Raw genomic sequence first — 12,128 nt, 5'->3', positions numbered from 1 at the left:
CAGAATCTCAAAGGAAACCACTATGGCTGGAAAGAGCAGCGGCGACCGCCGCAAGCCGATCCGCGGCAAGGGCGCGAAGAACGCAGCCCCCGCGAAGTCGGTCCGCGTCGGCGTCATCGACTACAAGGACGTCCCGACCCTTCGCAAGTTCATCTCGGAGCGCGGGAAGATCCGCGCCCGTCGCATCACCGGCGTCTCCGTCCAGGAGCAGCGCCTGATCGCCCGCGCGGTCAAGAACGCCCGTGAGATGGCGCTCCTGCCCTACGCCGGCAGCGGAAGGTAGGCAGCGCTATGTCCAAGGTCATCCTGACCCACGAGGTCGACGGTCTCGGCTCCGCCGGCGACGTCGTCTACGTCAAAAACGGGTACGCCCGCAACTACCTCATCCCGCAGGGCTTCGGCGTCGCGTGGAGCCGTGGCGGCGAGAAGCAGGTCGAGCAGATCAAGACCGCTCGTGCCGCCCGCGAGCACAAGACCATCGAAGAGGCTCAGCACACCAAGCAGGTCCTCGAGGCCAACCGGGTGAAGCTGACCGTCAAGGCCGGCAAGGACGGGCGCCTCTTCGGCTCCGTCAAGACCTCCGACGTCGCGAACGCGGTCGCGGCGGCCGGCTTCGGCGATCTCGACAAGCGCAAGATCGTGATCTCCAACGCGATCAAGACGATCGGCGAGCACGAGGCCGTGGTGCGTCTCCGCGACGACATCCAGGCCACCGTCAAGCTGCAGGTGGTCGCGGCCAAGTAAGGCCGCGAGAACGCCGCGAAGGGCGGTGCGGCAGGGCTTCCGGGTCCTGCTGCACCGCCCTTCGTCGTTCCGTTCTCCACAGCTTCATCCACATACACCCTTTCCGGCGGACAACCTTCAATGTGGTCTGGAGACTCTTTTCCACACACAGCTGTGGAAAGCGGTTAATGCCTGGTCAGCGCCCGGAAAAAACTTCGTCGGCCCCTCGATTCCCACAGGGTTGTCCACATGTTGCCCACAGTGGATGCGGCGTTTCCCGCGATCTGTCCACAGCTCTCTCCACAGGCCGGTTTGACCGTGGCGACGGGCGGTCCGTAGGGTGGCGCAGCGCCCCGCGAGGGGAGCGGGACGAGCGTTCGCGTGCTCTGTCGGAGGTCGCTGGTATACCTGACCCGACGGCGCGGCCGAGACGCCCACCCGCCCCGCGAGGCACCCGACAGGAGGAGGCGAAGGCATGACGATCGCGCACCTGGCGGTTCCCGGCTCGGACGGACGAGACGGACGTGGCGATGCTCCGCGCTCGAACGAGCGGACGCCTCCGCACGACCTGCTCGCCGAGCAGTCGGCACTCGGAGGCATGCTGCTCTCGAAGGACGCGGTCGCCGACGTCGTCGAGAGCGTCAAGGCGAACGACTTCTACATCCCCAAGCACGAGATCGTCTTCGAGGCGATCCTCGCGCTCTACTCGCACGGCGAGCCGACCGACGTCATCGCCGTCACCGACGAGCTCACCAAGCAGGGCGAGCTGCAGCGCGCGGGCGGTGCCGACTACCTGCACTCGCTCACCGCGATGGTGCCGACGGCGGCCAACGCCGGCTACTACGCGTCGATCGTGGCCGAGCGGGCTCTGCTGCGCCGCCTGGTCGAGGCCGGCACCCGCATCGCGCAGATGGGCTACCAGGGCGAGGGCGAGGTGCTCGACCTGGTCAACACCGCGCAGGCCGAGATCTACAACGTCACCGGCTCCGAGACGGCGGAGGACTACGTCCCGCTGACCGACGCCGTGACCGTCGCCATCGACGAGATCGAGGCCGCCGCGCACAAGGACGGCGCCTTCACCGGCGTGCCCACGGGCTTCGCCGACCTCGACGACCTCACCAACGGCTTCCACCCCGGCCAGATGATCATCGTCGCCGCGCGACCCGCGCTCGGAAAGTCGACCCTCGCGCTCGACTTCGCCCGCGCGGCCGCCATCAAGCACAACATGGCCACGATCTTCTTCTCGCTCGAGATGGGGCGCAGCGAGATCGCGATGCGCCTCCTCTCGGCCGAGGCCTCGGTGCCGCTGCAGCACATGCGCAAGGGCACGGTCGACCAGCGCGACTGGACGACCATCGCCTCGACTCGCGGCCGGATCAACGACGCGCCGCTCTACATCGACGACTCGCCCAACCTGACGCTCGTCGAGATCCGCGCCAAGTGTCGCCGGCTCAAGCAGCGCATCGGGCTCAAGATGGTCGTCATCGACTACCTGCAGCTGATGACCTCGGGCAAGAAGGTCGAGAGCCGTCAGCAGGAGGTGTCGGAGTTCTCCCGTGCCCTCAAGCTGCTCGCGAAGGAGCTGCAGGTGCCGGTCATCGCCCTCTCGCAGCTGAACCGAGGCCCCGAGCAGCGCGCCGACAAGCTCCCCGCGATCTCCGACCTCCGCGAGTCGGGCTCGATCGAGCAGGACGCCGACATGGTGATCCTCCTGCACCGCGAGAGCGCCTACGAGAAGGACAACCCGCGCGCGGGCGAGGCCGACCTGATCGTGGCCAAGCACCGCAATGGACCGACGCGCACGGTGACCGTCGGCTTCCACGGCCACTTCTCGCGCTTCGCCGACATCCCGGCGGTCTAGGCCGCGTGGCCGATCCGATCGACGACGTCCCTCTCGACGGGGAGTCCATCCGCCTCGGGCAGTTCCTGAAGTTCGCGGGGATCCTCGACTCGGGCGGCGAGGTGAAGGAGGCCGTCGCGGAGGGTCTCGTGACGGTGAACGGCGAGGTGGACCGGCGTCGCGGACGGCAGTTGGCGATCGGCGATGTCGTCCGGTTCGGCGGGCGCGGGTTCCGCGTCGGCGCCTGACGCTCGCGTTCGACAATGTCAGCCCAACGAACAGTTCCGCGCGACATGTCAAAGTTTTCCGTTTTGACGGACATGTCCTGTAGATGTGCTGTCGTTGCAGGAGCGCGTCGGATCGACCACTCAGGTCAGTCAGCGGGCCAGTTCAGTCGTTTCCGTCGCAGGCCCGACGGCGAGAGGGAGAACACGAAAGGCGGGCTGACCTTCGCAATCCTGTCGATGGCGGCAGCATGCTCGAGGCAGAGATCACCCATCTGCTCGGCGGTGAGATCTCCGCGAGCGAGGGTGATCACTCGGGCGTCGTGCAGGTAGACGGCCCTCGCTTCCAGGGGCCGTGCCGCGATCATGTGGTCCTTCGCGAGGAGGACGAAGCCCGCTCGCGTCCCTTCACCGATCCACTCCTCATCGGGCATCGACTGCGCCCGTTCGTCGCCGAAGTACTCGGCGAGTGTGGTCACGTCCCAGCCTGCCTCGCGGAGTCGGGCGACCAGCTTTCGCTGGCCGAGAGATCGGTCCAGGAGCAGCCGGGGCGCAGGCACGTCACGCAGCCTGGATGATCAGCGATCGCAGCTCGCGACGCTCGAGGCCGAAGTCATCGCCGACCTCGGCCAGGGGCTCGCCGGCGCGCACCCGGCTGAGCACGTCCTCGACACGGACTCCGAGGCGGGCGATGGTCGGCTGGCCTGCGTTCCTCAGCGGGTCCACGACCACATCGACGCCCTCGAAGGTCGGGAGGGTGATCAGGCTGACGTACCCGTCGCGATAGCTGATGCTCCGCAGGAACTCGTGGACGACCTCCCTGAACACGCCCTGCTGATTGCGCACGACGACGAGGTCTCCCTCGCCGTTCTCGAACAGGATCTCGGCACCGTCGGTCATCAGACGTTGACTGAGGAGGGCGTTCTCCAGTCCGATACGGTCGCGCAGGACGTCGATCGCCGGTCGGATCCTCGCCATCGGGAGGCCCGCTCGACGGAACGACTCGATGATGTAGCCCTCAGCGAGCGCGGTGAAGGGGACCGTCACGCCGCGTCCCTCTCTGACTCCCGTCAGCAGCGGAGCGCTGTGCCCCCACTCTCCTTCGTGCCGTTGTCTGAAGCGGTGCCCGTGTGCCCAGCGCGTGAACGAGCTCGGCGGCGCCTGGATGATCCGGGCCGCCTCGCCCTGCGAGTAGATCGGCGTGACGTACGCGAGATCGAGAGCGGCCGGTGTTTGCATGCAAACAGGGTACCCGTGGGAGCGTGAGCTCGGGCGGTGGCGGGAGATCTGGCGCGTGAGGGGACGGTGTGACGGGGGAGCCCGGCCGCGGGTGCCGCCGGGGCCACGTTTCGAGTGCGTTTCGCCAGGGGGTGTCCGGTGCGGGCAGCGGGCGATCGCGGGTGGCGGTGGTGAAGCGGCGGGGCGCCCCGCGGTGCCGCGGCGGCGAGGAGTCGCGGCGGGAAAGGGCTGGTCAGCCCAAGTAATGGTCAGCGACGCCGCTGATCGGAGGCGGCCGGTGTCGGTTCGCTGCGGCGTGTCCGCAGAGGTCCCGGACGGGCGCGAGAGCGGCGCGGAGCCCCTCCTGAGCACCGTCGGGGTGGCTTAACAGCAGCGAAATCCAAGTGTTCGACGGTGTTTACCGCTCGCCCGGGAACGGGGCCGAGCGGGCGGATACATTCGCAAGCAACCCGGAACGGGCCGGTGAGAGTCCGGTTCCCACCGCCCCGGGCACACTGCTCCGGGCGGCCGCCCCCACCTCTGCGGCACGCTCGCATTCCTCGCACCGCCTCCTGCACGCCCCGACCCGGAGGGCTCCTGCGCCATGCCCTCCCGCGCCCGAAGGACTGCCATGTCACCCGCACCCCACCGCCGCGCCGGCTGGATCGCCATCGCGATCACCGGCACCCTCCTGCTCGCCGGCTGCTCCAACGGCGCCGTCGCGAGCTCCGACTCCGCCGACTCCGGCGAGGGAGTCGCCCACGCCACCGCGCAGATCGAGGCGGCCAGCGTCGATCCCGAGTTCACCTTCGAGGCCGAGCCGTTCGCCATGTCGGGGATCGCCGGCAAGACGATCTTCAACATCCCCAACTCGAGCGCGGTGCCCTACATCACCGCCGTCGACGAGGAGGGGGCGGCGGTCGCCGAGTCGTACGGAGCGACCTGGGTCGAGTACACCAACCAGGGCACGCCGAACGAGCACACGGCCGGCATCGACCAGGCGATCTCGCAGGGCGCCGACCTGATCCTGCTCTCGCAGGGCGTCAACGGCGAGCTCATCATCCCCGCGCTCGAGCGGGCGCAGGCAGCGGGCATCCCCGTCGTCATCAGCCACACCTACCAGAACGGCGACGAGCTCCCCGAGGACCTGCAGCCGCTGATCGCCGCGCAGATCACCGCCCCGTTCAACGAGTCGGGCGCGCTCAACGCCGACTGGGCGATCAAGGAGACGCAGGGCGAGGGCGACATGCTGATCATCACCTCGGCCGAGGTGCCGCCCTCGGACGGCATCGTCGCCGCGATGCAGGCCGAGTTCGACGAGTACTGCCCAGGCTGCTCCGTGAAGGTCGTCAACGTGCCGGTCGCCGACTGGGCCACCAAGATCGCCACGACCGTGCAGTCGGAGCTGCAGGTGAATCCGAACCTCGACTACGTGCTCCCGGTCTACGACTCGATGACGCTCTACGTCGAGTCGGGCGTCACCGCCGCGGGCAAGGTCGGCTCGGTCTTCACCTCGTCCTTCAACGGGACCCCCGACGTGATGAAGATCATGCAGGAGGGCGACGTCCTCACGATGGATATCGGCGAGAACGTGCAGTGGCTCGCGTGGGCGACCCTCGACCAGGTCGGCCGGGTGCTCACCGGCGCGCCGATCGTCGAGGACGGCAACCAGGAGACGCCGCTCAAGGTGTTCACGAAGGACAACGTCGACGAGGCGGGGACGCCCCCGGTCGCCGGGCAGGGCTACGGCGACGCCTACGTGGCCGGGTACCAGGCCCTCTGGGGACTGCCGGAATGACCGCCGAGCCGATCGTCTCGATCCGCGGGCTGACCATGCGCTTCGGCGGTCTGACGGCTCTCGACGGTGTCGACCTCGACATCCGCCCGGGACAGGTGCACGCGCTGCTGGGCGAGAACGGCTCGGGCAAGTCGACGCTGATCAAGGTGCTCTCGGGCACCTACGCTCCCGAGCCCGGCGGCCGGATCGAGGTGCGCGGCCGTGCGGTGCCGCTGCCGGTGCCCGCGGGGTACTTCCGCCGCCTGGGCATCAGCTTCGTCCACCAGGATCTCGCGCTCGTCGGGCAGCTCAGCGTGGTCGAGAACCTGCGGCTGGCGAGCGTCGTCGCCGGTCGCGGGCCGTTCATCCGCTGGGCCGCCGAGCGCCGGGCCGCCGCCGAGCTGTTCGAGCGCTACGGAGTCGGGATCGACCCCGCTGCGACGGTCGACTCGCTGACCGATACGCAGCGGGCGCTCGTCGCGATCCTCCGCGCGGTGTCGGAGCTCGGCGAGAGCCGGACGCTGCTGGTGCTGGACGAGCCGACGGTGTTCCTGCCCAAGGAGGACGCCGATCTGCTGTTCCGCGTCGTCTCGGATCTGGTGCGCGACGGCGGCATGTCGGCGCTGCTGGTCTCGCACGACATGGCCGAGGTGCTCGAGCACGCCGACCGGGTCACGGTGCTGCGCGCCGGCCGCGTCCAGGCGCACTGCGACACCGCCACGACCACGGCCGACGAGCTCGTCTCGCTGATCGTCGGCCGGGGTCTCGAGGCGCCGGCACGGTCGACGGCGCTCCTCGCGGGAGGTGCGCCCGTCGTCACGGTGCGCTCGTTGACCGCAGGAGTGGTCGACGGCCTCGACCTCGAGGTGGCGCCGGGCGAGATCCTCGGAGTGACCGGCCTCGCCGGCTCGGGGGTCGAGGACGTGCTGCCCGCGCTGTACGGCGCGATGCCCGCGACCGGGAGCCTCACCCTGCACGGCTCGACCACCGACCTCTCGCTCGCCGACCCGCGCACCTCGATCGCGGCGGGCACGGTCTACGTGCCCGCCGACCGGAAGACCCAGGGCGGAGTCGGCGGCCTGAGCGTCGAGCACAACGTCTCGCTCCCGGTGCTCGGGCGCCTCCGCGGGATGCTCGGGCTCTCGCCCGCCCGCGAGAGCGAGCTCGCCCGGCGCCTCACCACCGAGTACGACGTGCGGCCCGGCGATCCGTCGGCGCTGTTCGGCACCCTCAGCGGAGGCAACCAGCAGAAGGCCGTGCTCGCGAAGTGGATGCAGGACGAGCCGCGACTGGTGCTGCTCCAGGAGCCGACCCAGGGCATCGACGTCGGCGCCCGCGCGGCGATCTTCTCGATGCTGCGGCGCTCGGCGGAGTCGGGGGTCGCGATCGTCTGCGCCTCGACCGACTACGACCAGCTCGCCTCCGTCTGCCACCGCGTGGTCGTGCTCGCGCACGGCCGGGTCCACGACGTGCTCGAGGGGGATCGCCTCGACCGCGACGCCATCGCCTCGGCCGTCGTCGCCAGCCTCGTCGAGCCCGCCGAGCTGCTCGTCGGCGCGGGCGCCGCCCCCTCCTCCGCCTCGCGCACCGTCAAGGAGACCGCCTGATGTCCACCACCGTCGACCGCCCCGTCGAGACCGTCCTCCTCCGCCCGAGCCGCCCCCGGTTCGCCTGGGCGCACACCGAGCGCTACGCCCTGCTGGGCGCGTGGGGGGTCATCGTGATCGCCTTCAGCATCGCGCTGCCCGACACGTACTTCACGCTCGGCAACCTGCAGAACGTCTTCGGCTCGCAGTCGGTGCTGCTGATCCTCGCCCTCGGCTTCCTCTTCCCGCTGACCGCGGGCGAGTTCGACCTGTCGGGCGCCTCCACGATGTCGCTCTCGGCCATGACCGTCGCGGTGCTGAACGCGCAGATGGGCCTGCCGCTCGGTGTCTCCCTCCTCGCGGCCGTCGCGGTCGGGATCACCGTCGGCCTCGTCAACGGACTGCTGACGGTCGCGTTCAGGATCGACTCGTTCATCGTCACCCTCGGGACCTCGACGCTGATGATCGGCCTCATCCAGTGGATGAGCAACGCCTCGTCGGTGACGGGCGTCGACTCGGCGCTGGTGCAGGCGACCGTCGGCTGGCGCGGCGTGCTCGGGCTGCCGCTCGCGTTCGTCTACGGCCTCGCCGCCACGCTGATCGTGCTGGTCGTGCTGACCTCGACCCCGGTCGGCCGCCGACTGCTCTTCGTCGGCATGGGCCGCCAGGTCGCCGAGCTCAGCGGTCTCAACGTGCGGCGCCTGCGCGTCGGCGCCTTCGTCGGGGCGGGCCTCACGGCGAGCGTCGCGGGGATCGTCTACGCGGGCACGCTGGGCGGCGCCGACCCCTCGTCGGGCCAGTCGTTCCTCCTGCCGGCCTTCGCCGCCTGCTACCTGGGTGCGACGGCGATCCTCCCTGGGCGCTTCAACGCGATCGGCACCTTCATCGCGGTGTACTTCCTCTTCTCGGGCGTCGTCGGGCTGCAGATGCTCGGCGCGCAGAACTTCGTGCAGCAGCTCTTCTACGGCGGCGCCCTCATCGTCGCCGTCGCGGTGTCGCAGACGATCCGGAGGCACGCCGTCCGCTCGGCCGCGCAGGCCGCGGCGAAGGCGCGCACGACGACTCCGGCCTGACCCCCTCCCTCCGAACCCCCACGGCCTCGGCCGACAGACGAAAGAAGGACCTCATGGACATCGGCGTTTTCATCCCGATCGGCAGCAACGGCTGGCTCATCTCGACCACCTCGCCCCAGTACAAGCCCTCCTTCGATCTCAACCTCGAGATCGTGCAGAAGGCCGAGGACTACGGCTTCGACTTCGCGCTCTCGATGATCAAGCTGCACGGCTTCGGCGGCCCGAGCGAGTTCTGGGACTACAACCTCGAGTCGTTCACCCTGATGGCCGGCCTCGCGGCGCGGACCGAGCGGATCCGGCTGTTCGCGACCACCGCCGTGCTGACGATCCCGCCGGCGATCGCGGCGCGCATGGCCGCGACCGTCGACTCCATCTCCCACGGGCGCTTCGGCCTGAACCTCGTCGCCGGCTGGCAGAAGGTCGAGTACGACCAGATGGGCCTCTGGCCCGGTGACGCCGTGCACTTCGAGCGCCGCTACCGCTACCAGACCGAGTACATGCAGGTCATGAAGGAGCTGTGGGAGACCGGCGAGTCGAACTTCCAGGGCGAGTTCTTCACGATGAAGGACTGCGTGATGAAGCCGCAGCCCACCTCGCACATCCCGATCGTCTCGGCCGGGCAGAGCTCGGCGGGCATGGAGTTCGCGGCGACCTACTCCGACTACAACTTCTCGATGGGCGTCGGCGTCAACACGCCGACCGCCTACGCCCCGCAGAACCGCGCCCTGATCGAGGCGGCCGAGAAGACCGGCCGCGACGTCGGCGCCTACGTGCTCTTCATGGTGATCGCCGCCGAGACCGACGAGGCCGCGCAGGAGAAGTGGAAGCTCTACAACGACGGAGTCGACCACGAGGCGATCGCCTGGATGAGCGGCCAGGCGGCCGCCGACGTGAACGCGGAGAACGGCAACACCGCCACCCGCATCGCGCTGCCGGAGGGCGCCGTGAACATGAACATGGGCACCCTGGTCGGCTCGTACGAGTCGGTCGCCCGCATGCTCGACGAGGCCGCGTCCGTCGAGGGGACCAAGGGGATCATGCTCGTCTTCGACGACTTCCTCGAGGGCATGGACGACTTCGGCCAGCGGATCCAGCCGCTCATGGCGACCAGGAACGCGGTGGTGCCGGCATGAGCGGCGCCCCGGTGCTGAACGTGGTGGTGGTGCAGTCGGGCGAGACCCCCGCCGACCACGGGGCGGCGGTGGACGAGCTGCTCGCCCTCTTCGAGGAGGCCGCTGCTCCCGACGTCGACCTCGTGGTGTTCCCCGAGCTCGCGACGACGCCGTACTTCTGCGGCGGGCACAACGAGGAGCACCGCTCGTGGGCCCAGTCGGTGCCGGGGCCCGACACGGAGCGCTTCGCGGCGGCGGCCCGCCGGCTGGGCACCGGCGTGGTCTTCGGTCTGTACGAGGACGCGGGGGACGTGCAGTACAACTCCGCCGTGATGATCGACGCCGCAGGCGAGCTCGTCGTCGGCACCGACCTGCACGGCGACCCCGTGCCGAGCTATCGCAAGACGTCCATCCCGACGAACGCGCTCTCGGCGGTCGACGAGAAGCACTTCTTCGCCTCGGGCACCGGGCCGGTGATGTTCGACGCCTTCGGCACCCGCTTCGGGATGCTGATCTGCTACGACCGCTCGTTTCCCGAGTACTGGCTGGCCTCGCGGGCGGCGGGAGCGGAGGTGATGCTCGTGCTGATCTCGTCGATGGGGTTCCGCGAGACGCTGTTCACCCAGGAGCTGCAGGTGCGCGGGCTCGAGACCCAGACCTGGATCGTCGCGCCGAACCGCGGGGGAGAGGAGACGGTCGACGGACGCACCGTCAGCTACTTCGGCCGCTCGTGCATCGTGTCGCCGCGCGGCGAGCTCGTCGAGACGGCCCCGCCGCACACCGCCGGGGCGATGATCGCGGCGAGTCTCGACGTCGCCGAGGTCGCGGAGGCGCGCGCCGCCTTCCCGCTCGGCACCGATCGCTCGCCGGGCGTCTTCCGCTACCTCGCCGAGGTGCACGCGGCGCCCGACCTGGCGACGGTGTGAGCGGCGTCTACGAGGCGGTGCTGGCGTCGATCGCTCCGCAGCTCGAGAGCGCTCTGGAGGCGAGCCGAGCGCGTCCGCTGCCCGCCTCGCCGAGCGCTCTGGCGGCCGAGCCGGGGCACAGCGCTCAGCTGTTCGACCGGCTGCTCGCCGAGGCGGTCGCGGGCGCCCGGATGGCGCCGGAACCGCGCGCGATGGAGCCGGCGGAGCCGTTCGATCCGGTGGGCGCGGGTGTCGAGCAGCTGCTCGCGGCCTTCGCGTCCGGGCGCTCGACTCCGACCGCGGTGCTCGAGGCGCTCGCTCCGCTCTGGGTCGCCGACGGCGTCCGGGCGGATGCCGTGCTGCGGCTGATCGACGGGGCAGCGGAGGCGGCGGCCGAGAGCACGCGCCGCTGGGCCGACGGCTCCGCGCGGGCGCTCGAGGGCGTGCCGTTCGCGGTGAAGGACATCATCGACGTCGAGGGCGCGATCGTGACCAGCGGATCGCTGCAGACCGGCGACCGCGTGGCGCCGGCCGACGCGACCGCGGTGGCGCGCCTCCGAGCGGCGGGGGCGATCCCCGTCTTCATGGCGGCGACGACCGAGTTCGCCTGCGGCGGCCCCGTGAGCCGGCGCTACGGCGCGGTGCGGAACCCGTGGGATCCGCTGCGCTGGACCGGCGGCTCCTCCACCGGCTCGGGCGCGGCCCTCGCGGCGCGCCTCGTGCCCCTCGCGCTGGGCAGCGACACCGGTGGATCGATCCGCGTCCCCTCCGCCCTCTGCGGCACGACCGGCATCAAGCCGACCTACGGTCTCGTGCCCCGGACGGGAGTCGCGAGCCTCTCGTGGACCCTCGACCACGTGGGCCCGATGGCCCGCTCGGCGCGCGACCTCGCGCTCGCGCTCGCCGTGCTCGCGGGGCCCGACGGAGTCGACCCGGTCGTCCCCGCGACGATCCCGCCCCTGGCGCTGGACGACTCCGTGCTCGAGGGCCTTCGGATCGGCGCTCCGCGCGGCTGGTTCGTGGAGCGGGTCGACCGCTCGGTGCTCGACGCCTACGAGAGCGCCCTCGACACCCTCCGCGGCCTCGGCGCCGAGATCGTCGACCTCGAGCTCGAGGGGATCGGCGAGGCCGACTCCGAGGGCTGGACCGTGTTCTACGGCGAGCTGGCCTCGAACCAGGAGGCGAACGCCGCGCGGGCCGAGCTCTTCGACGACGGCACCCGGGCGCGCTTCGAGCTGAGCTCCGTGCCGTCCGCGGCCGACTACCTCCGCGCGCTCCGCCGACGCCCCCTCGTGCAGCGCGACGTGCTCGAGCGGATGGACGCGGCGCGGGTCGATCTGCTCGTGACCCCGGGCGTCGGCGCGACCGCCCCGCTGCTCGCCGACCTGACGATGTCGGTCGACGGAGAGCGCTTCAACCTGCACGAGGTGATCCCGCGCAACACGCGGGTGTTCGACTACCTCGGCTTCCCGGCCCTGATGATGCCCGCGGGCTTCGCCTCCGACGGACTGCCCGTCGGAGTGCAGCTGGTCGGGCGCCCCTGGTCGGACGGACTCTGCCTCTCTGCGTGTGCCGCCTTCCAGGACGCGACCGCGCACCACCTGCCGACCCCGCCGGGTCCGCCGACGAAGGGCTCTTCGCATCACTAGCTCCACCCCCGACCCCGAGGA

General features: G+C 70.4%; 12 protein-coding genes. 10 read left to right on the top strand and 2 right to left on the bottom strand.

Annotated features, from left to right (window positions below):
* The first annotated feature begins 22 nt into the window (after nucleotides 1-22).
* From rpsR to GRS96_RS02635, 4 genes are all read left to right on the top strand, one after another.
* Complete coding sequence (rpsR, locus tag GRS96_RS02650; protein WP_056039813.1) at nucleotides 23-283, top strand: 30S ribosomal protein S18; 261 nt, start codon at nucleotides 23-25, stop codon at nucleotides 281-283.
* A gap of 8 nt (nucleotides 284-291) precedes the next feature.
* Nucleotides 292-744, top strand: coding sequence for a 50S ribosomal protein L9 (rplI, locus tag GRS96_RS02645; protein WP_159987660.1), 453 nt, complete (start codon nucleotides 292-294; stop codon nucleotides 742-744).
* Between the two features lie 454 nt (nucleotides 745-1,198).
* Nucleotides 1,199-2,584, top strand: a complete 1,386-nt coding sequence (gene dnaB, locus GRS96_RS02640) for a replicative DNA helicase (protein WP_159856135.1) — start codon at nucleotides 1,199-1,201, stop codon at nucleotides 2,582-2,584.
* 5 nt (nucleotides 2,585-2,589) lie between these two features.
* The gene (locus GRS96_RS02635) at nucleotides 2,590-2,811 is read left to right on the top strand and encodes an RNA-binding S4 domain-containing protein (protein ID WP_159987659.1); all 222 of its coding nucleotides are present in this window, start codon (nucleotides 2,590-2,592) and stop codon (nucleotides 2,809-2,811) included.
* Between the two features lie 125 nt (nucleotides 2,812-2,936).
* On the opposite strand, the gene GRS96_RS02630 is transcribed toward GRS96_RS02635, so the two are convergent.
* On the bottom strand, nucleotides 2,937-3,347 hold the full coding sequence (locus tag GRS96_RS02630; RefSeq protein ID WP_159987658.1) for a DUF5615 family PIN-like protein: 411 nt from the start codon (nucleotides 3,345-3,347) through the stop codon (nucleotides 2,937-2,939).
* Between the two features lies 1 nt (nucleotide 3,348).
* Nucleotides 3,349-4,026 carry a DUF433 domain-containing protein gene (locus tag GRS96_RS02625; RefSeq protein ID WP_159856141.1) on the bottom strand — a complete coding sequence of 226 codons (678 nt, stop codon included), beginning with the start codon at nucleotides 4,024-4,026 and terminating at the stop codon, nucleotides 3,349-3,351.
* Nucleotides 4,027-4,636: 610 nt separating this feature from the next.
* Between GRS96_RS02625 and GRS96_RS02620 the strand changes: the two genes are divergently transcribed.
* Genes GRS96_RS02620 through GRS96_RS02595 form a run of 6 tightly spaced genes read left to right on the top strand, consistent with a single transcriptional unit; the run spans nucleotide 4,637 to nucleotide 12,107 of the window.
* Entirely contained in the window at nucleotides 4,637-5,803 is a 1,167-nt protein-coding gene (locus GRS96_RS02620; RefSeq protein WP_159987657.1) for a sugar ABC transporter substrate-binding protein, read from the top strand.
* Entirely contained in the window at nucleotides 5,800-7,389 is a 1,590-nt protein-coding gene (locus GRS96_RS02615) for a sugar ABC transporter ATP-binding protein (RefSeq protein WP_159856145.1), read from the top strand. The genes GRS96_RS02620 and GRS96_RS02615 overlap by 4 nt, the downstream gene beginning before the upstream one ends.
* Entirely contained in the window at nucleotides 7,389-8,441 is a 1,053-nt protein-coding gene (locus tag GRS96_RS02610) for an ABC transporter permease (RefSeq protein ID WP_159987656.1), read from the top strand. The genes GRS96_RS02615 and GRS96_RS02610 overlap by 1 nt, the downstream gene beginning before the upstream one ends.
* Nucleotides 8,442-8,494: 53 nt before the next feature.
* On the top strand, nucleotides 8,495-9,574 hold the full coding sequence (rutA, locus tag GRS96_RS02605) for a pyrimidine utilization protein A (RefSeq protein WP_159987655.1): 1,080 nt from the start codon (nucleotides 8,495-8,497) through the stop codon (nucleotides 9,572-9,574).
* Nucleotides 9,571-10,479 carry a carbon-nitrogen hydrolase family protein gene (locus GRS96_RS02600; RefSeq protein WP_159987654.1) on the top strand — a complete coding sequence of 303 codons (909 nt, stop codon included), beginning with the start codon at nucleotides 9,571-9,573 and terminating at the stop codon, nucleotides 10,477-10,479. The genes rutA and GRS96_RS02600 overlap by 4 nt, the downstream gene beginning before the upstream one ends.
* Nucleotides 10,476-12,107 (top strand): amidase, encoded by a 1,632-nt coding sequence (locus GRS96_RS02595; RefSeq protein ID WP_204162017.1) that lies wholly within the window; start codon nucleotides 10,476-10,478, stop codon nucleotides 12,105-12,107. Before GRS96_RS02600 ends, GRS96_RS02595 begins: the two co-directional genes overlap by 4 nt.
* The last annotated feature ends 21 nt before the right edge of the window (nucleotides 12,108-12,128 follow it).

It is taken from the genome of Rathayibacter sp. VKM Ac-2803, from assembly GCF_009807175.1.
GTDB lineage: Bacteria > Actinomycetota > Actinomycetes > Actinomycetales > Microbacteriaceae > Rathayibacter.
Note: the sequence above shows the minus strand (reverse complement) of the source record. Positions and strands in the feature narration are given on the sequence as shown.

Excerpts from the sequence above, each read along its gene's own strand:
- rpsR (WP_056039813.1), top strand. The coding sequence starts at position 23 with ATGGCTGGAAAGAGCAGCGGCGACCGCCGCAAGCCGATCCGCGGCAAG.
- rplI (WP_159987660.1), top strand. The coding sequence starts at position 292 with ATGTCCAAGGTCATCCTGACCCACGAGGTCGACGGTCTCGGCTCCGCC.
- dnaB (WP_159856135.1), top strand. The coding sequence starts at position 1,199 with ATGACGATCGCGCACCTGGCGGTTCCCGGCTCGGACGGACGAGACGGA.
- GRS96_RS02625 (WP_159856141.1), bottom strand. The coding sequence starts at position 4,026 with ATGCAAACACCGGCCGCTCTCGATCTCGCGTACGTCACGCCGATCTAC.
- GRS96_RS02620 (WP_159987657.1), top strand. The coding sequence starts at position 4,637 with ATGTCACCCGCACCCCACCGCCGCGCCGGCTGGATCGCCATCGCGATC.
- GRS96_RS02615 (WP_159856145.1), top strand. The coding sequence starts at position 5,800 with ATGACCGCCGAGCCGATCGTCTCGATCCGCGGGCTGACCATGCGCTTC.
- GRS96_RS02610 (WP_159987656.1), top strand. The coding sequence starts at position 7,389 with ATGTCCACCACCGTCGACCGCCCCGTCGAGACCGTCCTCCTCCGCCCG.
- rutA (WP_159987655.1), top strand. The coding sequence starts at position 8,495 with ATGGACATCGGCGTTTTCATCCCGATCGGCAGCAACGGCTGGCTCATC.
- GRS96_RS02600 (WP_159987654.1), top strand. The coding sequence starts at position 9,571 with ATGAGCGGCGCCCCGGTGCTGAACGTGGTGGTGGTGCAGTCGGGCGAG.